A 23128-nucleotide genomic window follows, 5' to 3' on the forward strand; every position below is an offset into this window, starting at 1 on the left:
GGGAACTCCCATGCCCGTCTCGGTCGTCCGCTTCAACCTCGTCGAGCCCGGCGCCTCCCCGGCCAGTCTGGGCGCCCGGTACCGAGCGGCCCTCGACATGGCCGCGTACGCCGACGAGCACGGGGTCACCACCGTGCAGACCGAGGAGCACCACGGCGTCGGCAACAACTGGCTGCCGTCGCCGTTCGCCTTCGCGGGCGCGGTGTTCGGGGCGACCCGGACCATCGCGGTGACCGTGTCGGCGGTGATCGGCCCGCTGCACGACCCGCTGCGGCTCGCGGAGGACATCGCGGTCCTCGACCTGCTCAGCGGGGGCCGGCTGGTGACGGTCGCCGGGATCGGCTACCGGCCCGAGGAGTACGCCCTGTTCGACGTGGACTGGAAGCGGCGCGGGCGGCTCCAGGACGAGTTCCTTGAGACGCTGCTGAAGGCGTGGACCGGGGAGGAGTTCGAGTACCGGGGCCGTACGGTACGGGTCACCCCGCGCCCGCTCACCGACCCCCACCCGCTCCTCCTGGTCGGCGGTTCCTCCAGGGCCGCCGCCCGCCGCGCCGCCCGCCTCGGCCTGCCGTTCTTCCCGAGCGCGCACCTGCCGGAGCTGGAGGCGTACTACAAGGAGCGGCTCACCGAGTACGGCACGGAGGGCTGGACGATGATGCCCACGGCCGAGACACCGCTGCTGCACATCGCCGAGGACCCGGACCGGGCGTGGGCGGAGTACGGCGAGCACTTCCTGCACGAGGCCCTGACGTACGCGTCCTGGCAGTCCGGGGAGATCCACTCGGCGGTGCGCTCGGGGGCGACGACGGTGGCGGAACTCCGCGCGGAGGGCGTCTACCGCATCCTCACGCCGGAGGAGTGCGTGTCGGCGGGGCTGGACAACCTGGTGCTGCACCCGCTGGCCGGCGGGATGCCGGTGGCCGAGGGGTGGCGGAGCCTGCGGTTGTTCGCGGAGACCGTGCTCCCGGCGCTGGCGGCGTAGCGGGGGCGAGGCGTGCCGACGGCGGGTGCGGGAGGATTCGGCACCGCCGGGCACCGCCGGACACCGCCGGGCAGCGCCGTCGCGGCCGGTCGCCGTTGCGGCGGGGAAAAAGGTGCGGCAGAGGTCAGGACCGGGGACCGGGGATTCTGCGCCGGATCGCGATGCGGGGTGCACGGCGGCCGGGTGGACCGAGGAGCGTCGGAGCCGGCGGGCGCATGCGAACCGTCGCCCCGCCCGGGCAGTGACCGGGCGGGGCGACGGAGGGTACGAGGAGAGGGGCAGCGGGGACTTGGCCCTTCTCCCCGAGTTCGGGGGGCTCCCGGTACGGGTCAGCCCATCTCCTCCAGGGACTTGCCCTTCGTCTCCTTGACGTACTTGAGGACGAACGGGATGGAGAGGGCCGCGAAGACCGTGTAGATCACGTAGGTGCCGGAGAGGTTCCAGTCGGCCAGCGACGGGAAGCTCGCGGTGATCGCCCAGTTGGCGATCCACTGCGCGGCGGCGGCCACGCCCAGGGCGGCGGCGCGGATCTTGTTCGGGAACATCTCGCCGAGCATGACCCAGACGACCACACCCCAGGACAGGGCGAAGAAGAGGACGAAGATGTGCGCGGCGATCAGGGCGGTCCAGCCCTGCGCGGACGGGAGCTTGCCGTCGACCAGGTGGTAGGAGAAGGCCCAGGCCTCCAGCGCCAGGCCGACGACCATGCCGACCGAACCGATGAGGGCCAGCGGCTTGCGGCCGATGCGGTCCACGAAGATCATCGCGATCACGGTGCCGATGATGTTGATGATCGACGTCGTGAAGGAGTAGAAGAACGAGTCCGTCGGGTCGACACCGACCGACTGCCACAGCGTCGAGGAGTAGTAGAACGCGACGTTGATGCCGACGAACTGCTGGAAGACGGAGAGGCCGATACCGACCCAGACGATCGGCTTGAAGAAGAAGGAGCCGCCGAGCAGGTCCTTGAACGTGGACTTGTGCTCGCTCTTCATGGCGTGCTCGATCTCGGCGACCCGGGCGTCCAGGTCGGCGCTCTCGCCCTCGACCTCGGCGAGGATCGCGCGGGCGCGGTCACGCTTGCCGACGGAGAGCAGGAAGCGCGGGGACTCCGGGATCGCGAGAGAGAGCAGGCCGTACAGGACGGCCGGGACCACCATGACGCCGAGCATGACCTGCCAGGCCTCCAGGCCCATCAGCTTGCCGCGCTGGTCGCCGCCGGCGGCGTTCAGCAGACCCCAGTTGACCAGCTGCGAGATGGCGATGCCGACGACGATCGCGGCCTGCTGGAAGGAGCCGAGACGGCCGCGGTAGGCCGGCGGGGCGACCTCGGCGATGTAGGCGGGGCCGATGACGGAGGCCATGCCGATGGCGAAGCCGCCGATGATCCGCCAGAAGGCGAAGTCCCAGAGGGCGAAGGGCAGCGCAGAGCCGACGGCGCTGACGGTGAACAGCACGGCGGCGATCTGCATGCAGCGGATGCGGCCGATGCGGTCGGCTATCCGGCCGGCGGTCGCGGCGCCGATGGCGCAGCCGATCAGGGCGATGGCGATGACCTGGGCGAGAGCCGCGGACCCGATGTCGTAGCGGTCCCGGATGGCCTCGACGGCACCGTTGATGACGGAGCTGTCGTAGCCGAAGAGGAAACCGCCCATCGCAGCCGCCGCCGCGATGAAGATGACATGCCCGAGGTGATCGGGGTGAGCCGTCCCGGCTCCTGACTGGGGTGCCTGCGCAGTGCTGGTCACAAGAAACTCCTCGGGCCACCGGCAACGTCGCCGGGGGTGGGGGGTGAGCCCTCCCAGGTCTAAGTGGCGCACATCCGCACACCACTCACACCTGAAGGTAAAAGCAACGTTGCAGAGACTATGCCTTCAAGTTTCGAAGTCAATAGGCGGTGGAGTGTGAAGTTGTAGATACCACGCAATGAAGATGCGTTCACTTCTTGAAGAGTAGGAGGAGATGATCTAGCCAGGGGCGCGAGGAACTGCGCGACCAGCCACGACGCACCCGCACCCGCAGATGTCGGCGGGACCCGGCGTCAGCGCAGCCGCTGGCTGATGACCTTCGACACACCGTCGCCCTGCATGGACACGCCGTACAGCGCGTCGGCGACCTCCATCGTCCGCTTCTGGTGCGTGATCACGATGAGCTGGGACGACTCCTGGAGCTCCTGCATGATGCGGATCAGCCGTTGCAGGTTGGTGTCGTCGAGGGCCGCCTCGACCTCGTCCATGACGTAGAACGGGCTGGGGCGGGCCTTGAAGATCGACACCAGCATCGCGACGGCGGTCAGCGAGCGTTCGCCACCCGACAGCAGGGAGAGCCGCTTGACCTTCTTGCCCGGCGGCCGGGCCTCGACGTCCACACCCGTGGTGAGCATGTTGTCGGGGTCGGTGAGGATCAGCCGGCCCTCGCCGCCCGGGAAGAGGCGGCTGAAGACGCCCTCGAACTCGCGGGCCGTGTCCCGGTAGGCCTCCGTGAAGACCTGCTCGACCCGCTCGTCGACCTCCTTCACGACCTGGAGCAGATCGGTGCGGGTCTTCTTCAGGTCCTCCAGCTGCTCGCTGAGGAACTTGTGCCGTTCTTCGAGGGCCGCGAACTCCTCCAGAGCCAGCGGGTTGACCTTGCCGAGCTGCTGGTAGGCCCGCTCGGCCGCCTTGAGCCGGCGCTCCTGCTCGGCCCGGTGGAAGGACTTCGGCTGGTTGCGCGGGTGCTCGGGGTCGTCCGGCAGCACCTCGCCCTCGGCGGGGGGCGAGGGCGGCACCAGCTGGTGCGGGCCGTACTCCTCGACGAGTCCCGCCGGTTCGACACCGAGCTCCTCCAGCGCCTTGGTCTCCAGCTGCTCGATCCGCAGCCGCTTCTCGGCGCCGAGTACCTCGCCCCGGTGAACTGAATCCGTGAGTTTGTCGAGTTCTGCCTTGAGGTCGCGGCCGGTGGTGCGGGCGGCGGTCAGTTCCTGCTCGCGACGGGCCTTCGCAGCCTCGGCGGCGGCGCGTTCCCGCTCCGCCCGGCCGACCGAGACCTCGACGTGCGCGAGCAGCTGCCGGGCGCCGGCGGCGACGGCCTCGGCGACCGCCGCCTCGTGGCGCAGCCGGGCGCGGCGCTGCTCGGCACGCGCGCGTGCCTCGCGTTCCGCGCGGGCGGCGCGGTCGAGGGAGTCGGCGCGGCCGGCGAGCCCCTTGACCCGCTCCTCGTGGGTACGGACCTGGAGGCGGGCCTCCATCTCGGTCTGGCGGGCGTTGGCGCCGTCGGCGGCGAGGCGGTCGCGCGCCGAGGTGTCGGGCTCCTCCTCGACGGGCATCTCCTCGGCCACGGCGAGCCGTTCGGCGAGGATCTCGACCTCTTCGAGAGCCTTGTCGAGGGAGTCCTGGGCGCGGGCGGCGGCGGCCGTGGATCGTTCCGCCTCGCCTGCCGCGCCGCGCGCCTGTCCGGCCAGGCGGCCGAGCTGCTGGGCCACGGCCGACTTCTCGCGGTCCGCGGCGCGGCGCCGTTCGCCGAGTTCCTCGACGAGGGCCGCGCACGTCTTGCGGTGCGCCTGGGCCGACTCCTGTGTGCCGGAGAGTTCCTCGCAGCGGACGGCGAGTTCCTCCAGCTCGGCGGCGGCCTCGTCGACGGAGGCCTGCACTTCCAGCAGGCTGGGGGCGCCGGCGGAGCCGCCGTGGGCGAAGTGGGCGCCGAGGAGGTCGCCTTCGGCGGTCACCGCGGTGAGGTGGGGGTGGCGGTAGACCAGGTCCTCGGCGGCTTCGAGGGTGTCGACGACGACGATGCCGGCGAGGAGGCGCCGTACGGCGGGCATCAGGTCGGCGGGGCCGCGGACGAGATCTGCGGCGAAGTTCCCTGACGGGGGGGCCGTGGGGGGTCGGCGGTCGGGTGCGGGTGCGTGGGGGCCGGCCTCTGCGCAGTTCCCCGCGCCCCTGTCGGGCGCAGCCCCGGCTTCGGCGCCTTCGACCACAGGTGCATCGTGGCTGGTCGCGCCGTTCCCCGCGCCCCTTTGGGGCGCGGCATACATCTCCGGGGATCCCGCCAGGAGTAGGGGGGCTCGGCCGCCGTCCTGTTTGCGGAGGAGGCGGATGGCGTCGGCCGCCGAAGCCGGGGTGGTCACCGCGATCGCGTCCGCGGCCGTGCCGAAGGCTGCGGCCAGGGCGATCTCGTGGCCCGGGGTCACGGTGAGGAGTTCCGCGGCCGGGCCCAGGATGCCGGTGAGGCGGTCCCGGGCGCCGAGCAGTATTCCGGTGCCGTCCTTGCGGCGCAGGCCCAGTGCCAGCGCCTCGTGCCGGGCCTGGGTCGCGGCCCGCTTGCGTTCCGCCGCCGTGACGGCCTCGCGGGCCGCGGTCAGGGCCGCCTCCGCCTCGGCGAGCCGGTGCTTGGCCTGGTCGTGCCGGCCGGCGAGTTCCTCGTCGCCTGCGTCGAGGCCGTCGACCTCCGCCTTCAGCGCCTCGTACTCCTCCTGCGCGGCGACCGCCCGTTCCTGGGCCTCGTCGCGGGCGGCGGCCAGCCGGTCGATCTCGGCCTGGGCGGACCCGGCACGGGAGCGAGCCGCGCCCACCTGGCCGTTCAGCCGGGCGAGGCTCTCGCGGCGGTCGGCGATGGAGCGGGCCACGTCCTTCAGGCGCCGCTCTTCGAGGGCCAGTTCGCGCTCCAGCTCGGCGCGGTGCGCGACGGTGTCGTCGAGGGCGTGCTGGGCCGCCTCCAGGGAGGCCTCCAGCTCGGCCTCCTGTTCACGGATGCGGTGGGCCTCGCGCTCCATGTCCTCGGGGTCACGGCCGCGCCGTTCCTCGGGGGGCGCGGAGGTGGCGCTCTTGACCCGGGCGTCGGCCAGCGAAGTGGTGCCGCGGACCCGCTCGGCGAGCTGGGAGAGCTCGTACCAGGTCTGCTGGGCCCGTTGCAGGCGCGGGGTGAGCTGCCGTACCTCGTCCTCCAGGAGCGCCTCGCGCTGGAGGGCCTTCTTCAGCTCCTGCTCGGCGGCTTCCTTGCGTTCCTTGAGGGCGGCCTCGTCGGCGACCTCGGTCTGGAGCGCGTTGCGGAGCCGTACGAGGTCGTCGGCGAGCAGGCGCAGCCGGGCGTCGCGGAGGTCCGCCTGGATGACGGCGGCCCGGCGGGCGACCGCGGCCTGGCGGCCCAGCGGCTTGAGCTGGCGGCGGAGTTCGTCGGTCAGGTCCTGCACGCGCGCGAGGTTGGCCTGCATCGCGTCCAGCTTGCGCAGCGCCTTCTCCTTGCGCTTGCGGTGCTTGAGGACGCCGGCCGCCTCCTCGATGAAGGCGCGGCGGCCCATCGGGTCGGCGTGCAGGACGGAGTCGAGCTGGCCCTGGCCGACGATGACGTGCATCTCGCGGCCGATGCCGGAGTCGGAGAGGAGTTCCTGGATGTCCAGGAGGCGACACGTGTCGCCGTTGATCTGGTACTCGCTGCCGCCGTTGCGGAACATGATCCGCGTGATGGTGACCTCGGCGTACTCGATGGGCAGCGCGCCGTCGGAGTTGTCGATGGTCAGGGACACCTCGGCGCGGCCCAGCGGCGGGCGGCCGGTGGTGCCGGCGAAGATGACGTCCTCCATCTTGCCGCCGCGCAGCGACTTGGCGCTGTGCTCGCCCATGACCCAGGTGAGCGCGTCCACCACATTGGACTTGCCCGAGCCGTTCGGACCGACGACGCACGTGATCCCCGGCTCGAACCGGAGCGTGGTCGCCGAGGCGAACGACTTGAACCCGCGGAGGGTCAGGGCCTTGAGGTGCACGCCGTCGGACTCTACCCGGCGCCGCTACCGCACTCCACGACCCCTCGCAACCTCGCGGTTTCGCGTATGAACATGCAGGGCACACCAGACGTTAAAGAAGGTGAAAGGATGCGCGGAGCTGGATCGGGGCGGGGCGCGGGGGCGCAGGGAGTACAAGAAAGAAGGGACGCCGAGGCGTCCCTTGCAAATCTTGACAACTTAAGCGGTTGAAAGGGCTGCCCAACCGCCGCATGTGCTGTTGTGGAGCGATGCAGCGATCAGGTGAGCGCAGGCTCCGCCTGGTGTGCGTCGATGCTCTCCATGATCCTGTCGGGAGAAGCGGCAGCCGTCAGCTCGTCGTTCTCGGCCTGGATCCGTACCAGCTCGGATTCGAGGTCCTGGACTCGCTGCTGGAGCCGTCGCATCTCGGCGAGGAGTCGCGGGTCGGAGCCGCCGACGTAACCGAGAAGCGCCTTTGCCATGATGGATGGTCCTCCACACTGAGTGACCGACCGAAGCGGTGTGGGTCGTGAGGGATTCGCACCCGCGGTGCTTGACACATCCGAGTGTTGCTCGACTGTTGCGCCATGCCAAACAGCTAAGGTGCGCGGGGCTTTCAGCGTCTCACCAAAAAGTTTGACGGTCAACACGATCACACCCCGTATTGGCGGGTGAACCCGTCGTCGGGCGGCCCTGGCCGGGCGGCGCTGCGACTCCCGCGGGGCCCTCGGGGCGTGGCGATCATCTGTAAGTGCGGAGCCTGCCACGACGCGCGGTTCTTGGCAACCACCAGGCCATTTCTGCTCGGGGCACATGCCGGTGGCACATCGCTCCGCTTCTTCCTGCACGGCTTTACAGAGCGGGCTCAGCGGATGGCGAAGCCGTCGTAACCGCCCCGGGGTGTGTCCCAGATCTCGGTGACACCCTCTACCCGCCCGGGCGTGTCCTCGCCCTGGAGCCAGTCGAGCAGCCCTTCGCAGCCCGCCCGGGGGCCCTCCGCGACCACCTGGACCCGGCCGTCGCCCAGATTGAGAGCAAAGCCACTCAGGTCCCCGATCTCCAGCGCCTTGGCCCGCGTGAACCAGCGGAAACCCACACCCTGCACACGTCCACGCACCCAGGCGACCAGTCGCACATCCTCGCTCATGGATGCAACCTAACCGCCCAATGTCCCACGGGACCCCTCCTCCCCCAGCAGTATGGGGTACCGTCCCCACCCAATGAATCTCATATGAAACTCACTCGATCGAGTGAGCCTGGTCGACCAGAAGGAGTCACTGGCCACGCCGGCCCCTGGTCGACCGCGACCGCGAGGACGAGGGAAGAGGGCAAGGACAATGGGACGCCACCGACGCCACGCCGCCGGCCGCGCCACCACGAGCCGCGCCACGGGGGTCACGGAGCGCGACGACTCGTACCCGGGCGGCCACGACCCGCAGGACTCGTACGCGGGCCTCCGCTACGGCACGGGCACGGCCGCCTACCTGCGCCAGGAGCAGGAACACGCGGAGTACGCAGAGTACGCAGAGTACGCGGACACCGACGCGCGCAGCTCGGCCTACCTGTTCGCGACCGAGGACGACTACGCCCGCTTCATGAACACCGCCGAGTTCCCGGCCGAGGAGTTCGCCCCGGCCGGCGGCTCCCCCTCGGGCGGCGGGCACCGGCGGCGCAAGAAGAGCGGACGGCCCGTGGCCACGGGTCTGCTCGGGGTCTCGGCGGCCGTCGCCATCGGCACGGTCGCGGTGGCCACCGGCATGGTGCCCGGCCTGGAGAACTACAAGCTCGGCGGCAACAGCAGCACGACCGGCGGCGAGCGGGTGCAGGCCGACGGCGAGCCCAGCAACACGGCCGCCGAGCAGGGCGGCACCTCGGGCAGCGCCGAGAGCCGCGACGCCGGCTCCTCGACCAGCCGTGACACCCAGCGCTCCGCCTCCCCGACGCCGTCGGCGTCCACCTCGCCCGCCCCGGCGAAGACGGCGACCGAGAAGCCGACGCCCACCGCCACGGCGTCCACGGAGCCGAAGGCCACGCCGAGCAAGACGGCCACCAAGGCGCCGGTGAAGACCGCCGCGCCGATCACCTCCTCCGAGGAGGCGGTCGTCGAGGCCGAGGTACTGAAGCTGGTGAACGAGGAGCGGGCCAAGGTCGGCTGCAGTGCCCTCTCGGCGAACTCCTCGCTGACCAAGCTGGCCACGGCGTTCAGCGACGACATGGCCGCGCGGGACTTCTTCGACCACACCGACCCGGACGGCAGGACGCCGTGGGACCGGGCCGCGGCGGCCGGCATAGCCAATCTCGGCGGCGAGAACATAGCCCGCGGCCAGGCCACCGCGCAGGCCGTCATGGACGCCTGGATGAACAGCGAGGGCCATCGCGCCAACATCCTGAACTGCGACTTCAAGACCCTCGGGGTCGGCGTGCACTTCGGCGAGGGCGGGCCGTGGTGGACGCAGGACTTCGGCTACTGACCCGACCAGCCCACTAACCACTGGTTAGCGCACCCTGTCGGTTAGCGCTGCGCTCCCGTACGCTTGACGCATGACCATCACCCAGGACGGCGCCGTGGAGCAGCAGCCTCCGTACGACGTCTTCGCCCGGGCCTGTCCCTCGCGCACCACCCTTGAGCACGTCATGGGCCGCTGGGGCGGGCTCACCCTGAGCGCGCTGTACGACGGGTCGTTCCGGTTCAACGAGCTGCGCCGGCGCGTGGACGGCGTCAGCGAGAAGATGCTCTCCCAGACGCTCCAGGCCCTGGAGCGGGACGGCCTGGTGCACCGCGAGGCCCAGCCGACCAACCCGCCGCGCGTCGACTACGAACTGACCCCGCTCGGCCGCGGGGTCGCCGAGCGCCTGCTGGCCGTCGTCCACTTCGTGGAGGGCCGGATGGACGAGGTACTGACCGCCCGCCGGCGCTACGACGAGACCCGCGGCACCCGCTGACACTGCGGGCAGAAGTAGCTGGACCGGTTCATCCAGGGCCGCCTGCGCATCGGCGTACCGCACCGCCGGCAGGGCAGCCCCTCTCTGCCGTAGGCGTCCAGCGAGCGGTCGAAGTACCCCGACTCGCCGTTGACGTTGACGTACAGGCTGTCGAAGCTGGTGCCGCCGACGGCGAGGGCCGCGTTCATCACGTCCCGTACGTGGCCGAGGAGTTCGGCGGTGCGCGGGCGGGTGAAGCCGGCCGTCGGCCGCTCGTAGTGGACGCGGGCGCGCCAGAGGGCCTCGTCCGCGTAGATGTTGCCGACTCCGCTGATCAGCGACTGGTCGAGCAGCGCCCGCTTGATGGTGGTCCGCTTCCGGCGCAGCGCCTGGTGGAAGGCCTCGTCGTCGAAGAGCGGGTCGAGGGGGTCGCGGGCGATGTGCGCGATGACGTCGGGGAGCCCGTCGGGCGTGTTGTCGTGCAGCGACAGTCCGCCGAAGGTGCGCTGGTCGACGAAGCGGAGCTCGGTGTCGACCTCGTCCGCGAACCTGACACGGATGCGCAGGTGCTTCTCGTCCGGTGCCTCGTGCGGCTGGACCAGCAGCTGGCCGCTCATGCCGAGGTGCGCGAGGACCGACTGGCCGGTGTCCTCCAGCGGCAGCCACAGGTACTTGCCGCGCCGGCTCGGGGTGCCGACGCGCTGGCCCTTGAGCCGGTGCGTGAAGTCGTCGGCGCCGGTGAGGTGCCGTCGTACCGCACGCGGGTGCAGGACCTCGGCCTCGGCCACGACCCGATGGGCGACCCACCGCTCCAGGCCGCGCCGTACGACCTCCACCTCGGGCAGTTCAGGCACTTCTCTCCTTCGCTCGCTTTCCGGGTCCGGGCATCGCCGCCGGATCCGGGAACGGTTACCGGCAGCCTAGTCCGGTCCTGGGGTCAGTCCGCCGGGGCGTCGGGCACCGCCCGGCCGTCGGCCGTGAGTCCCCTGGTCAACAGCGCCTCGGCCTCCTCCGCACGGCCCTGGGCACGGAGGACGTCGACGAGGTCCCACAGTGCGTGGTGGACGGCCGCGCGAGCGCGCAGTGCGTCTGCATACCCGCGCGCCCCGGTCTCATGGGTGTGAGACCGGGGCGCGGGCTGCTCTGTTCGTCAGGCGGAGGCGGCGGACGACGGGGGGCCGTCGTCCTCCTCGGCTTCGGCTCGGGCGGCCTGCTCGGCCGCCTTGGCCTCGGCGCGTTCGTCCGCCGCGGCGCGGATGGCGCGCCAGGCGGATTCGGCGGCCTGCTGCTCCGCCTCCTTCTTGCTGCGGCCGGTGCCGGTGCCGTACGAGACGCCTCCGACGCGGGCGGCAGCAGTGAAGGTCTTCTCGTGGTCGGGGCCGGTCTCCGTGACGAGGTACTCGGGCACGCCGAGGCTCTCCGTCGCGGTGAGCTCCTGGAGACTGGTCTTCCAGTCCAGGCCGGCTCCGAGGTTCGAGGACTTCTCGATCAGCGGGTCGAAGAGCCGGTGCACCAGCTCGGACGCCGAGTCGAGGCCCTGGTCGAGATAGACCGCGCCGATCACCGCTTCCAGGGTGTCGGCGAGGATGGACGCCTTGTCCCGGCCGCCCGTGCCCTCTTCACCGCGGCCGAGCCGGATGAAGGAGCCCAGGTCGAGACCGCGGCCCACTTCCGCGAGCGCACGCGAGTTCACCACCGCGGCCCGGAGCTTGGCCAGCTGGCCCTCGGGCAGGTCGGGGTGGGTGGTGTACAGCGTGTCCGTGACGACGAGACCGAGGACGGAGTCACCGAGGAACTCCAGCCGCTCGTTCGTCGGCAGGCCGCCGTTCTCGTACGCGTAGGAACGGTGGGTCAGCGCACGCACCAGAAGGGCGGACTCGAGCTTGTACCCGAGCCGCCCTTCCAGAAGCGTGTGGGACGAGGCCGTGCTGTCCGTCTTCTTCTTGGCGGTTGGGTCCGCCTTGGGCTCATCGCCCTTCTTGGGACTGGACACAGTGCCTCTCACCTGGCCGCTCAGACTTCGAGGACCTGGCGCTTGTTGTAGGTGCCGCAAGACGGGCACGCGATGTGCTGCAGCTTGGGCTCGTGGCAGCGCTCGCACGCAACCAGGGTGGGGACCGCAGCCTTCCACTGCGACCGGCGGTGGCGCGTGTTGCTGCGCGACATCTTCCGCTTCGGAACAGCCACGGCTACTTCTCCTGCTTCTCGTCGACGCCCGCTTCCGCGTCAGCGCCGGACATCTCGTCCTTCTCGCCGTCCTTGGTGGAACCGGCGAGTCCCTGCAAAGCCGCCCAACGGATGTCGACGGCGTCATGGTGGTGGTCCGGGTCGTCCGCGAGCCGGGCTCCGCACTCGGAGCACAGACCCAGGCAGTCGTCCTGGCACACCGGCTGCATCGGCAGTGCGAGCACCACCGCATCACGCAGCACTGGTTCGAGGTCGAACAGGCCGTCCTCGATGAAGAACCTGTCCTCGTCGTCCTCGGCGTCGTCGCCCGGTTCCGCGATCACGCGGCCCCGGTCGTCGGCGTCAGGGTACGAGAACAGTTCCTGGAAGTCCGCTTCGAGCTCCTGCCCGACCGGCTCCAGACACCTTACGCACTCCCCCTCGGCCTGTGCACGGGCGGTGCCGGTGACGAGCACACCTTCCATGACCGACTCGAGCCGGAGTTCGAGCTCCACCGGGGCGCCCTGCGGCACTCCGATGACCCCCTTGATCCCGAAGTCCTCGGGAGCGTCGATCGTGCGGGTCAGGCGCTGCAGGGCACCAGGACGCCGGCCCAGCTCGTGTGTGTCGAACACGAACGGGTTGCGGTGGTCGAGGCGCGCGTGAGGAGCCATTCCTGCTTTCGATCTTCGAGTTCAGAGGGACGCCGTCCGGAGATCCCCCGGGCAGCGTTGATCGCGGACGTAGACGCGACCGAAGAGCCAGGATACTGGACCTTTCGCTGTCGGCCCAATCCGGCCGGTTGCTACAGGCCCCGGCCCTGCTCGTAGGCCCGCAGCTGCTCCGGCGTGATCATGCTGGTGTCGAAGAGGCTGGTCTCGTCGAGGGCGTACGACTGGTGCTGCTGATGCTGCTGCTGGGCCGCCTGCTGGGGGTCGTAGACGGGCTGCTGGCCGGTGTCGTAGCCCTGGTAGGCGGCGGCGTACGGATCGGCCTGCTGGTAGCCGTAGGGGTCCTGCTGGTAGCCGTACGCGTCCTGCTGGGCGTAGACGGGCTGCTGCTGGGGGTAACCGTACGGATCCTGCGCCACCGGCTGCTGCATGGGCTGCTGGTCGTACTGCGGCTGCTGCTGGGGCTGGGCGGCGGCGGGCTGCTCGGCCTGGGCCGCCTGGGCGGCCCGTTCGTCCTGGTCGGCGAGGGCCGCGAGGTCGGCCAGGTAGTCGGCGTCGCTGGAGTGCTGGAACGTCGTGTTGTCGTCGGCCAGGGCGCCGAGGGCGTCGGAGGCGATCCGGCCGTGCAGCTTGGCGCGGCCCTTGCCGACCGCCTCCAGGGTCTTGGCGAGCACCGCCTCGAAGGCGCCGAGCTTGACGTCCACGTAGGCGTCGGCGTCCCGGCGCAGGGTCTCGGGGTCGTGGCTGCGCTCGGGGGCGTCGTCCTCCTCCGGGTCCACATACCCCTGCTCGTCCGGGCCGGGGCCGGTGCCGAGCAGCTTCTCCCGGCCGCGGCCGACCGAGCCGAGGGTCTTGGTGAGGACGACCTCGAAGTTGGCGAGCTTGGAGTCGACGTAGTCGTCGGCGTCGGCGCGGACCTCCTCGGCCTCCTGCCGGGCCTCGGTGAGGATCCGGTCGGCCTCGGCCTGCGAACGGCGGGCCACCTCGGTGTCGGAGATCAGCGAGCCGCGCTCGGCGTGCGCGGTCTCGATGATCCGCTCGGCCTCCATGCGGGCCTGCTCGACCATCTGGTCCCGGCCGCCGATCAGCTCCTCGGCCTGCGCGAGCGAGCCGGGCAGCGCCTGGCGCAGCTCTTCGAGCATCGCGAGCAGTTCGGCACGGTTGACCACGCACGACGCCGACATCGGCATGGACCGGGCGCCGGAGACCGTGCCCACGATCTCGTCGAGCTTCTTCTGCACGTCCACCTGTGCTCGCCACTCTCTACAGCTGGGTTGGAGACGGACGGGACGACTGTAGCCCCATCAGTCCTTGCCGAGGCGCTTGTTGAGGGCCTCCAGAACGGCCGGCGGCACCAGGTGGGCGATGTCGCCGCCCCACTGGGCCACCTCCTTGACCAGCGAGGAGGAGAGGAAACTGTAGGTCGGGTTGGTCGGCACGAACAGCGTCTCGACACCCGACAGACCGTTGTTCATCTGGGCCATCTGCAACTCGTAGTCGAAGTCGCTGACCGCCCGGAGGCCCTTGACGATGGCCGGGATGTCGCGCTGCTTGCAGAAGTCGACGAGAAGGCCGTGAAACGCCTCGACCCGGACGTTGCCGTAGTCGGCGGTGACCGTGCGGATCAGGTCGATCCGCTCGTCGATCTCGAAGAGGCCCTTCTTGGACTTGTTGATCATCACCGCGACGTAGACCTCGTCGTAGAGACGGGACGCACGGGAAATGATGTCGAGGTGTCCGTTGGTGATCGGGTCGAACGACCCGGGACAGACGGCGCGGCGCACTTGAGATCCCTCGCTCTCCGGTCCGGTCATCGTGCGTCTTCGCACGTAGCGGCGGCGCGACCGTACCAAAACGTTCCCTCGCCGTAGCGACGGGACCGGAGGCCTTCGAAGCCGGTCGGCCAGTTGAAAACGCCACCTCTGGTGCTGCGCTCCACGGTGACGAGAGCGTCCGGCGCGAGCCAGCCCTGCGAGTGGAGTGTGAGGAGAATCTCCCGAAGATCGTGATCTGTGACCGCGTAGGGCGGGTCGAGGAAGACGATGTCGTACGGCTGGGCGGGGGCCGGTGACTGGATGATCTGCTCGGCCCTGCCGGCTCTCACCTCGGCGCCGGGCAGACCCAGGCTCTTCACGTTGTCCCGTACGACGCGGGCGGCTCTGGCGTCGGCCTCCACGAGGAGGGTGTGGCCGGCACCGCGGGAGAGCGCCTCCAGGCCCACGGCGCCCGAACCGGCGTAGAGGTCGAGGACGCGTTCGCCGTCCAGGGGGCCGCCGAGGAGGGACTGCCAGGTGGAGAAGAGGCCTTCGCGTGCGCGGTCGGAGGTGGGCCGGGTTCCTGTGCCGGGCGGCACGGAGAGGCGCCGTCCGCCTGCCTGGCCGGCGATCACGCGGGTCATGTTGAATCCTCGGTCCGGGGTGGTTACGGATTCAGTCTGGCAGTAGGTGCGTGGGGGCTGCTCGCGCCCGCGCGGCGGAGCCGCACATGGACACAGCCCCGCGCCTCTGACGGGGCGCTTCCGCTCAGCCCTTTTCCAGGTACTGCTCTCTCTCCTCGTCCAGGAGGGCGTCCAGGGCCGTTCGCAGACCCGGGAGGTCGGTCAGCTCGGGGTCCTTGGCCACCAGGGCCGTCGCCTCCTCTCTCGCCTCCGCGATGATCTCCTCGTCCTCGATCACGGCGAGGACGCGGAGGCTGGAGCGGGCGCCCGACTGGGCCTGGCCCAGTACGTCGCCCTCTCTGCGCTGCTCCAGATCGATCCTCGACAGCTCGAAGCCGTCCAGGGTCGAGGCCACGGCCGTGAGGCGCTGGCGGGCCGCGCTCGCCTCCGGCATCTCCGTGACCAGGAGGCAGAGGCCGGGGGCGGAGCCTCGGCCCACCCGGCCGCGCAGCTGGTGGAGCTGGGAGACGCCGAAGCGGTCGGCGTCCATGATCACCATGGCGGTGGCGTTGGGGACGTTGACGCCGACCTCGATGACGGTCGTGGCGACCAGGACGTCCGTGTCGCCCGCGGCGAAGCGGCGCATCACCGCGTCCTTGTCGTCGGGGTGCATACGGCCGTGCAGGACCTCCACCCGGAGGCCGCTCAGGGGGCCCTTGGCGAGGTGGTCGGCCACGTCGAGGACGGCCAGCGGGGGGCGTTTCTCCGCCTCGTCCTCGGCGGACTTCTTCGCCTTCTTCGGGTCGGCCGCCTCGTCGGCGTCGTCGCCGATGCGGGGGCAGACGACGTAGGCCTGGTGGCCGTTGCCGACTTCCTCCCGGACCCGTTCCCAGGCGCGGGCGAGGAAGTGGGGCTTGTCGGCGGCGGGGACGACGTGGGTGGCGATCGGGGAGCGGCCGGCCGGGAGCTGGTCCAGGACCGAGGTCTCCAGGTCGCCGAAGACGGTCATCGCGACCGTGCGCGGGATGGGGGTGGCGGTCATGACGAGGAGGTGCGGGGGCTGCTTGCCCTTGCCGCGGAGGGCGTCGCGCTGTTCCACCCCGAAGCGGTGCTGTTCGTCCACCACGACCAGGCCGAGGTCGTGGAACTGGACCTTGTCCTCGATCAGCGCGTGCGTGCCGATGACGATGCCCGCGTCGCCGGTGACCAGGTCCAGCATCGCCTGGCGGCGGGCCGCCGTGCCCATCGAGCCCGTGAGGAGGACGACCTTGGTGGCATGGTCCGCGCCGCCGAGCATGCCGCCCTCGGCCAGCTCGCCCATCATCTCGGTGATCGAGCGGTGGTGCTGCTGGGCGAGCACCTCGGTGGGGGCGAGCATCGCCGCCTGGCCGCCCGCGTCGACCACGGCGAGCATCGCGCGCAGGGCGACCATGGTGTTGTGCGTGACGGTGAAGTTGTCGGTGACGTACGCGTGGCTCGCGTGAGCAACGCTGATGCACTGGACCGGTTTCCGTCCCACGTGTTCCACGGTGCGGATGCCGCGACGGAAGGTGCGGGACTTCGCACGGGGACGTACGCGCTCGGCCTTGCGGGTGAGCCTAAACGGCAGGAAGTCGTCGGGTAGCGCCACCGAGACGTTGAAAGCCGCCTTCTTGGGCAGAACACGCGCCCGGCCCCCCAGGGAGCGGACGAGCCAGGCCACGTCGTCCGCCAACACCGGCGATGCCGAGCACAGGGAAATGCTCATGCCGTTCTGGTCAACCGTACCGTCGGTGTCCATGAGCCCCTGCAGAAGGGCGAGGCGGTTCTTGATCGACGTGTTCTTGAATTCGGCGGGAATGAACTTGCCATGCGACGTCCGTCCCCAAAGGCCGAGGTCACGCAGGATCTGGATGACCGGGTTACGGATCCCACCCGAGCGTTGGGTCAGCTGAACGGTGTAGTCGCACCGAGAACCGGTCACCGGGACGAGCCGACAGTCCGGAGCCACCGCCGCCCCCAAGGCATCGCGGATCTCCGCGTCGGCGGTGGAGAACCGCAGGTTGTGCCGGAACGAGCCGCCGCCCAACAGGAGCCCGAAAAGGTAGGGGTCCAGGGGAAGACCGGAGTCGTCGCCGAGGTCCACGGGGGTCGCCGCCGGGATGTACCACTTGGACGACCCGTTGGCTTTGAACAGGTCGTGACGGATTTCCCGGGTGGTCATCACCTTGGGGGACTGACCACGGTCCCAGCCGCAACTCGTGCCGACGATCCAGAGGTGTTCGTCATCGCATTCCACCGAGCTCCCATCGGAGAGCACGACGCGCCACACGTCCCGCTCCCCTTGTGGAAAGACCCCGTCGACCAGAGCGATCTCTCCTGCGGGCACAACGACCTCGTCGCCCACCTCCAGGTCACCCATCCGACGGAAACCGCGGGGTGTGAGCACAAGCGAGTCCAGGGGTTGAGCTTTCCCGGAACCCACCTCGCCCTGGAGGAGGCGGTGCATCGGGTGTTCGGTGGCGAGGTCGTCGAAGATCTCCTTGGAGACCTTCTGCTGGCCGTCGGTGAGGGTGAAGGGGAGGCGGTCGTCGAAGGCGGTGAGGAGGCCGTCGGGGGACGGTCGGCGGGCGACGGCCGGGAGTTGGGCGTCGGCGTGGCGGCGGCGGGCCAGGGCCACCTGGAGGACGAAGGCCTCGTCCCACTTGAGGCGGTCGCGGGCCGCCGCGATGTCCGCCTTGGTGTGCGGGCGGTGGATCCTGAGGAGGGCCTCGGGGAGGGGGAGCAGGCCGCGGCCCTCGCGGAGGGTCGGGGGGAGGGGGTCGAGGGCCTCCTGGGCACTGGGGAGGACGGTCTGGACCGCCTTGCCGATCTTCCAGGACTCCAGTTTGGCGGTGGCCGGGTAGAGCGGGATGAGGGCTCCTGCCCAGGTCTCGACGGATTCGGACGGGTCCTCGCCGTGGATCAACTCGTAGGCCGGGTGTGCCAGTTGGAGGCGGCGGTTGAAGACCGAGACCTTGCCGGCGAACATCGCGCGAGTGCCCGGCAGGAGTTCCTTGTGCGGTTTGTGCACGCCGGCGCCGAAGAAGACCAGTTGGAGCCGGCCGCTGCCGTCGGTGATCGTGACCTCCAGGCGCTGGCCCTTGCCGCGGGGCGCCTTGGCGGAGGCGAACGTGTGCAGGCGGGCGTCCGCGACCATGGCGACCACCGTGACGTGCTCGTCCATGGGCAGGTCGGCGAGGTGGGTGAGCTGGCCGCGCTCCTCGTATCTGCGCGGGTAGTGGTGCAGGAGGTCGCCGACGGTGTGCAGGCCGAGATGCTCGGCCATCACCTTTGCGGTGGCGGGGCCGAGCACTGACTTCAGCGGTTGTTTCAGTGGTTCTTCCAGTGCGGGCACGAGATCCATTGCACACCACACCACTGACAATGCCGTATATGTCTCGGGAAACCCCTGGTCAGACGGCCGTTTTGAGTCATAGGATGGCGCGCTCCGGCCATCCTTCCGCGGTCACCGCCCCACCAGGGACCGCCCGACCCCGCGCCGACCACGTCTTCCCCCCTCCGGCGCAGCGACGATGGACTCCCAGACCTCACAGTCATCCCAGGCATCACAGTCACCTCATACGTTCCAGGTCGACCTGCGTGGTTTGGTGGACCTGCTCTCCCATCACCTGTACTCCAGCCCCAAGGTCTACCTGCGCGAGCTGCTGCAGAACGCCGTGGACGCGATCACCGCGAGACGGGCCGAGCAGCCCGACGCCCCGGCGCGGGTGCGGCTGTACGCGGACGGCAGCTCCCTCCGGGTGGAGGACAGCGGCGTCGGGCTCACCGAGTCGGACGTGCACAGCCTGCTCGCCACGATCGGGCGCAGCTCCAAGCGGGGGGACGGGCTGCAGGAGGCCCGTTCCGACTTCCTGGGCCAGTTCGGCATCGGGCTGCTGGCCTGTTTCGTGGTCGCCGAGCGGATCCGGGTGGTCAGCCGCAGCGCCCGGACGCCGGACGCGCTGCCCGTGGAGTGGACGGCCCGGGACGACGGGTCGTACACCGTACGGACATTGCCGCCCGAGGCCCGGCCCGAGCCCGGTACCACCGTGCATCTGGTGGCGCGGGCGGGTGCGGCGGAGTGGCTGGACGAGCGGCGGGTGCTCGCGCTGGCGCGGGACTTCGGTTCGCTGCTGCCCTACGACGTCCGGGTGGGCGACGAGGCGGTCACCGACCTGCCGGCGCCCTGGGACCGGCCGTACCCCTCCCCCAGCACCCGGCGGGTGGCGCTGGCCCGGCACTGTCACGAGCTGTTCGGGTTCACGCCGTTGGACTCGATCGCGCTGGACGTGCCGCTGGCCGGGATCCGGGGGGTGGCGTACGTGCTGCCGTCCGCGGTGAGTCCGGCGCAGCGGGCCACGCACCGGGTGCATCTGAAGGGCATGCTGCTCACCGAGCGGGCCGAACAGCTGCTGCCGGACTGGGCGTTCTTCGTACGCTGCGTCCTGGACACGGACAGCCTGCGGCCGACGGCCTCGCGCGAGTCGCTGTACGAGGACGAGACGCTTGCGGCCGTAAGGGAGGCGCTGGGCGAAAGGATTCGGTCCTGGCTGACCGGGCTCGCGGCGGGCGATCCGGAACGGCTCTCCGCGTTCCTGTCCGTGCACCACCTGGGCGTGAAGTCGCTGGCCCGGCACGACAGCGAGATGCTGCGGACGATGCTGCCGTGGCTGCCGTTCGAGACCACCGACGGGCAGCTGTCCCTGGAGGAGTTCGCGCAGCGGCACCCGGTGGTGCACTTCACGCGGACGGTCGAGGAGTACCGGCAGGTCGCGCCGATCGCCTCCGCGCAGGGCGTCGGTGTGGTCAACGGCGGTTACACGTACGACAGCGAGCTGGTCGAGGCGCTGCCGTCGGTGCGGCCAGGGTCGGTGGTCGCGGAGCTGGACGCGGACACCGTGACCGCGCATCTGGACGCGGTGGACCCGGCGGAGGAGCTGGCGGTGGCGGGGTTCCTGGCGGTGGCGCGGGCCAGGCTGGACCCACTGCAATGTGACATCGTGCTGAGGGCCTTCCACCCCCTCTCGGTCCCCGCCCTCCACCTCGACGACCGCGCCGCCCGCCACGAACAGGCCCGTGCCGAGGCCGAGGAGCAGGCCGACGACCTGTGGGCGGGCATCCTCGGCTCGCTGCGCGGCAGCGCGCCCCGGGCCCGGCTGGTGCTCAACCACCTCAACCCGCTGATCCGGCGGATCAGTGCCCTCCGGGATCCGGAGCTGATCGGCACCGCGACCGAGTCGCTCTACGGTCAGGCGCTGCTGATGGCCCAGCGCCCGCTGCGGCCGGCCGACTCGGCGCTGCTCAACCGCTCGTTCATCGGCCTCCTGGAATGGGCCACGCATGGGGAAGACGATCGCTGATGGAGATTGCTGACTTCGACTCGCTGCGCCGGGCGATGGCGGAGAACTCCGAGGAGCCGGAGGGTCCCGCCCGCAACGCGCGCGCGGAGCAGCTGCTGGCGGAGGCCGAGAAGCTGAACGTCCCGCTCGCCGTGGTCGAGGCGCTCGGGCACCAGCTGAAGGTCTACAACTACAGCTCCGAGAAGGACAAGATGTTCGTCCCGTTCGCGCGGCTGCTGCGGATGTGGGACGAGCGGCCCGAGGACTTCGACGAGTACGAGACGCATTCGCTGCACTGGGTCTTCAAGTGGATGACGGCCGGCATGCTCGACCAGCCGCACGTCCCGCTCGCCTCGATCGAGAAGTGGCTGGGCGAGATGGAGCACCGCTACCGGCTGGCCGGGCACTCCGAGCGGGCGGTGCGCAGCGCGGAGTTCAGTGTCGCCGGGCACATAGGTGATCTGCCGCGCGCGGAGCGGGCGTACGCGGCCTGGCTGGCGGCGGACCGGGACCGGATGGCCGACTGCCACGCGTGCGAGCTGCACGGGCAGGGCGGCTGGCAGCTGAAGAACGGCCGGGACGAGGCGGCCCTTGAGCTGTGGGGGCCGGTGCTGGACGGCGAGTACAGCTGTGCCCACGAGCCGCACACCGTGCTCGCCTCCTCCCTGGTCCCGCTGCTGCGCCTTGGCCGGGTCGACGAGGCCCGGGCGCACCATCTGCGCGGTTTCCGGCTGGTGCGCCCCATGGAGAGCATGCGGGGCGCCTACGCGGACCATGTGGAGTTCTGCGCGCTGACCGGCAACGAGGCGCGCGGTCTCGAGCTGCTGGCGGAACGTCCCGCCTACTTCACGGACACCGGTCAGCCGCGCAGCCGGATGGACTTCCTCGCGGTGGTGGCGCTGCTGATGGACCGGCTGACCGGGCTGGGGCTTGGCGGGCAGCGGGTGCCGGGGCCCGCCGGGCGGACGTGGACCGCAGGGGGGCTCGCCGGGCACGCGCGCGCGGAGGCCCTGGAGCTGGCCGCGCGGTTCGACGCCCGTAACGGCACCTCCTACGTCGGCGACCAGCTGCGCGAGCGGATGGCGCAGCAGCCGCTGGTGGACCGGCTGCCGCTGGGCGTGCGGGCGGTGCGGACGGCGCCCGCCGGGCCCCTCGCGCCGGTCGCGCCGGCGCCCGTGCCGGAGCAGGCCGGGCAGCCGTCGTTCCCCGCGCTGCTGGCCGAGGCGCGCCGGCTGTCGGACACGCTCCGGCCGCACGCCCTGGAGGCCTGGGCGGCGGTCGCGGAGGCCGCCGAGGAGACCGAGGTGGACACGTACGTGCGCGCGGAGATCGCCGACCACACGGCGATGGGGCGCGGCCCGGAGGGGGTCGAGCTGTTCGAGCGGGCGGCGGAGCTGTACGCGGAGGCGGGCGACGAGGGCGAGGCGATCGCCGCACGCGCGCGTGCGGCCTACGTCCGCGCGCTCTCCGGGGAGCTGGACGAGGCGCTGGCCGCGCTCGACGAGCCGTACGACCGGATCCTCGCCCTCTACGCGGACGACGCGACCGGGGTGCGGCAGACGGCGTCCGTGCTGATGAGCCGGGCGCGGATCCTGATGCGCCAGGTGCACGAGCGGTCCACGGGCGCCGGGGACGCCGAGCAGGCGGTACGGGAGCTGCTGGCGCTGGTCGGCGGGCGCGGCGGGTCCGACCTGCGGCTGGTGTCCCGGGCGGCCGAGGGGCGGGCGATGCTCGCGGAGCTGGCCGAGCACGCGGGGGACGGGGAGCGGGCGGGCGAGCTGTTCCGGCAGGCGACGGCGCAGTTCGTCGGCGCGGAGCTGCCGTGGTTCGCGGTCGAGTACGAGGTGCGGGTGGCCGCGCTCGCCCATGAGCAGGGCGATCTGGCCGAGGCGGAGCGGGCGCTGCGGGCGGCGCTGGAGCACGGCGGGCCGTACGTGGAGCCGGTCGGGCGGGCGCAGCTGCATCTGCAGCTCGCCGAGGTCCTCGGCGGCCGGGGCGCCGCCGAGGAGGCCGCCGAGCACGCCCTGGAGGCGGCGCACTGGGCCGACGAGGCCGGGCAGAGCGGCACGCTGGGCGCCTGGGCCCGGCACCAGCTGGGCGGCTTCCTGCTGCGGCAGGAGCGGTTCGCGGAGGCCGCCGAGGTGCTGGAGTCGGCGCTGGCCGACCTGAGCGCCGAGACGCACGGCGACGGCGCGGTCGTCCAGACCCAGTGGTGGCTCGGGGACTGCCTGAGCGAGCTGGGCGAGCACCACGCGGCGGCGGAACGGCGGCTGCAGGCGGCCGAGATCGCCCGGCACTGGCCCGAGCAGCACGACCACGCCACCCTCGCCCACCTGGCCGCCGAGTCGCTGGGCAACGCGGGGCTGCCCGCGGAGGCGGACCAGGCCTACGCGCGCGCGGGCGAGTTGTGGCGGGCGATGGGCAACGTGCACTTCCTGGTGCGCTCGCTGCGGGCCCGGGCCTGGCTGGCGTTGCGGACGGAGGCGGGGCCGGAGGGCGCGCGGAAGCTGATGGCGGACGCGGTCCGGGAGTGCGAGGTGGCGCTCGATGCCGTCGGGGACCCGGCCGCGACGGAGCGCCTCGCCGGCGAACTCGGGCACACCCACCGGCAGTTCGGTGACCTGCTGGCCCGTTCCGTGCCGGAGGACGCCGACGATCCGGCGATCCAGGAGGCGTTCGAGGCGGCGCTCGCGCAGATGAAGGCGGCGATCTCGGTGTTCGCCGGGCTGGGCGAGGACGGGCTGCACAGCCGTACCGCCGCGGAGCTGGCCGCGGGCTGGCTGGAGGCCGACCTCAGCAGGCCGGCCGCGGCGGCGGCACGCGCGCGTGCGGTGCTGGACGCCTACGAGGGCGCCGACCCGGCCGACGAGACGGTCCGGGCCCGGCGGGCGGAGGCCCGGCAGCTGCTGGAGCCCACCGAGGAGTGACGGCGGA

Annotated in this window: 17 protein-coding genes; 5 read left to right on the forward strand and 12 right to left on the reverse strand. The window is 71.3% G+C overall.

All coding sequences use genetic code 11. The features are described 5' to 3' along the window. Positions 1 to 10 precede the first annotated feature (10 nt). On the forward strand, positions 11 to 982 hold the full coding sequence (locus AB0D74_RS11565) for an LLM class flavin-dependent oxidoreductase (protein WP_362583506.1): 972 nt from the start codon (positions 11 to 13) through the stop codon (positions 980 to 982). 329 nt (positions 983 to 1311) lie between these two features. On the opposite strand, the gene AB0D74_RS11570 is transcribed toward AB0D74_RS11565, so the two are convergent. From AB0D74_RS11570 to AB0D74_RS11585, 4 genes are all read right to left on the reverse strand, one after another. Beyond that, positions 1312 to 2730, reverse strand: coding sequence for a sugar porter family MFS transporter (locus tag AB0D74_RS11570; RefSeq protein ID WP_362583509.1), 1419 nt, complete (start codon positions 2728 to 2730; stop codon positions 1312 to 1314). A 293-nt stretch (positions 2731 to 3023) separates the two neighbouring features. Further along, a complete protein-coding gene (locus AB0D74_RS11575) occupies positions 3024 to 6719 on the reverse strand; it encodes an AAA family ATPase (protein WP_362583513.1) in 3696 nt (1231 codons plus the stop codon). Between the two features lie 257 nt (positions 6720 to 6976). Next, positions 6977 to 7180 carry a hypothetical protein gene (locus tag AB0D74_RS11580; RefSeq protein ID WP_089099736.1) on the reverse strand — a complete coding sequence of 68 codons (204 nt, stop codon included), beginning with the start codon at positions 7178 to 7180 and terminating at the stop codon, positions 6977 to 6979. A gap of 383 nt (positions 7181 to 7563) precedes the next feature. After that, on the reverse strand, positions 7564 to 7845 hold the full coding sequence (locus tag AB0D74_RS11585; RefSeq protein ID WP_362583518.1) for an acylphosphatase: 282 nt from the start codon (positions 7843 to 7845) through the stop codon (positions 7564 to 7566). A gap of 190 nt (positions 7846 to 8035) precedes the next feature. Here AB0D74_RS11585 and AB0D74_RS11590 point away from each other — a divergent pair, with 190 nt between their 5' ends. Together AB0D74_RS11590 and AB0D74_RS11595 are read left to right on the forward strand one after the other, a co-directional pair. Continuing rightward, entirely contained in the window at positions 8036 to 9169 is a 1134-nt protein-coding gene (locus tag AB0D74_RS11590) for a CAP domain-containing protein (protein WP_362583522.1), read from the forward strand. Between the two features lie 70 nt (positions 9170 to 9239). Then, on the forward strand, positions 9240 to 9641 hold the full coding sequence (locus AB0D74_RS11595; RefSeq protein ID WP_362583525.1) for a helix-turn-helix domain-containing protein: 402 nt from the start codon (positions 9240 to 9242) through the stop codon (positions 9639 to 9641). Here the strand turns inward: AB0D74_RS11595 and mutM are convergent. From mutM to AB0D74_RS11635, 8 genes are all read right to left on the reverse strand, one after another. Further along, positions 9614 to 10474 carry a bifunctional DNA-formamidopyrimidine glycosylase/DNA-(apurinic or apyrimidinic site) lyase gene (gene mutM / locus AB0D74_RS11600; protein ID WP_362583528.1) on the reverse strand — a complete coding sequence of 287 codons (861 nt, stop codon included), beginning with the start codon at positions 10472 to 10474 and terminating at the stop codon, positions 9614 to 9616. The genes AB0D74_RS11595 and mutM overlap by 28 nt on opposite strands. A gap of 296 nt (positions 10475 to 10770) precedes the next feature. Then, positions 10771 to 11625 (reverse strand): ribonuclease III, encoded by an 855-nt coding sequence (rnc, locus tag AB0D74_RS11605; RefSeq protein WP_362583531.1) that lies wholly within the window; start codon positions 11623 to 11625, stop codon positions 10771 to 10773. Positions 11626 to 11633: 8 nt separating this feature from the next. Next, a complete protein-coding gene (gene rpmF, locus AB0D74_RS11610) occupies positions 11634 to 11807 on the reverse strand; it encodes a 50S ribosomal protein L32 (protein ID WP_007493396.1) in 174 nt (57 codons plus the stop codon). Between the two features lie 2 nt (positions 11808 to 11809). Continuing rightward, positions 11810 to 12460, reverse strand: coding sequence for a YceD family protein (locus AB0D74_RS11615; protein WP_362583535.1), 651 nt, complete (start codon positions 12458 to 12460; stop codon positions 11810 to 11812). 131 nt (positions 12461 to 12591) lie between these two features. Further along, positions 12592 to 13704 carry an ATP synthase F0 subunit B gene (locus tag AB0D74_RS11620; RefSeq protein ID WP_362583538.1) on the reverse strand — a complete coding sequence of 371 codons (1113 nt, stop codon included), beginning with the start codon at positions 13702 to 13704 and terminating at the stop codon, positions 12592 to 12594. 57 nt (positions 13705 to 13761) lie between these two features. Continuing rightward, on the reverse strand, positions 13762 to 14241 hold the full coding sequence (coaD, locus tag AB0D74_RS11625; protein WP_362583540.1) for a pantetheine-phosphate adenylyltransferase: 480 nt from the start codon (positions 14239 to 14241) through the stop codon (positions 13762 to 13764). Positions 14242 to 14267: 26 nt separating this feature from the next. Next, positions 14268 to 14855 (reverse strand): 16S rRNA (guanine(966)-N(2))-methyltransferase RsmD, encoded by a 588-nt coding sequence (gene rsmD, locus AB0D74_RS11630; RefSeq protein WP_362583543.1) that lies wholly within the window; start codon positions 14853 to 14855, stop codon positions 14268 to 14270. 124 nt (positions 14856 to 14979) lie between these two features. After that, a complete protein-coding gene (locus AB0D74_RS11635) occupies positions 14980 to 18219 on the reverse strand; it encodes a helicase-related protein (RefSeq protein ID WP_362583546.1) in 3240 nt (1079 codons plus the stop codon). Between the two features lie 169 nt (positions 18220 to 18388). Here AB0D74_RS11635 and AB0D74_RS11640 point away from each other — a divergent pair, with 169 nt between their 5' ends. Further along, the gene (locus AB0D74_RS11640) at positions 18389 to 20215 is read left to right on the forward strand and encodes an HSP90 family protein (protein WP_362583549.1); all 1827 of its coding nucleotides are present in this window, start codon (positions 18389 to 18391) and stop codon (positions 20213 to 20215) included. After that, positions 20212 to 23121, forward strand: a complete 2910-nt coding sequence (locus AB0D74_RS11645; protein ID WP_362584219.1) for a tetratricopeptide repeat protein — start codon at positions 20212 to 20214, stop codon at positions 23119 to 23121. Before AB0D74_RS11640 ends, AB0D74_RS11645 begins: the two co-directional genes overlap by 4 nt. Positions 23122 to 23128 lie beyond the last annotated feature (7 nt).

The organism is Streptomyces sp. NPDC048278 (assembly GCF_040652195.1).
Taxonomy (GTDB): Bacteria; Actinomycetota; Actinomycetes; order Streptomycetales; family Streptomycetaceae; genus Streptomyces.

Excerpts from the sequence above, each read along its gene's own strand:
- AB0D74_RS11565 (WP_362583506.1), top strand. The coding sequence starts at position 11 with ATGCCCGTCTCGGTCGTCCGCTTCAACCTCGTCGAGCCCGGCGCCTCC.
- AB0D74_RS11590 (WP_362583522.1), top strand. The coding sequence starts at position 8,036 with ATGGGACGCCACCGACGCCACGCCGCCGGCCGCGCCACCACGAGCCGC.
- AB0D74_RS11585 (WP_362583518.1), bottom strand. The coding sequence starts at position 7,845 with ATGAGCGAGGATGTGCGACTGGTCGCCTGGGTGCGTGGACGTGTGCAG.
- AB0D74_RS11595 (WP_362583525.1), top strand. The coding sequence starts at position 9,240 with ATGACCATCACCCAGGACGGCGCCGTGGAGCAGCAGCCTCCGTACGAC.
- AB0D74_RS11640 (WP_362583549.1), top strand. The coding sequence starts at position 18,389 with ATGGACTCCCAGACCTCACAGTCATCCCAGGCATCACAGTCACCTCAT.
- AB0D74_RS11580 (WP_089099736.1), bottom strand. The coding sequence starts at position 7,180 with ATGGCAAAGGCGCTTCTCGGTTACGTCGGCGGCTCCGACCCGCGACTC.
- AB0D74_RS11635 (WP_362583546.1), bottom strand. The coding sequence starts at position 18,219 with ATGGATCTCGTGCCCGCACTGGAAGAACCACTGAAACAACCGCTGAAG.
- AB0D74_RS11615 (WP_362583535.1), bottom strand. The coding sequence starts at position 12,460 with ATGGCTCCTCACGCGCGCCTCGACCACCGCAACCCGTTCGTGTTCGAC.
- rsmD (WP_362583543.1), bottom strand. The coding sequence starts at position 14,855 with ATGACCCGCGTGATCGCCGGCCAGGCAGGCGGACGGCGCCTCTCCGTG.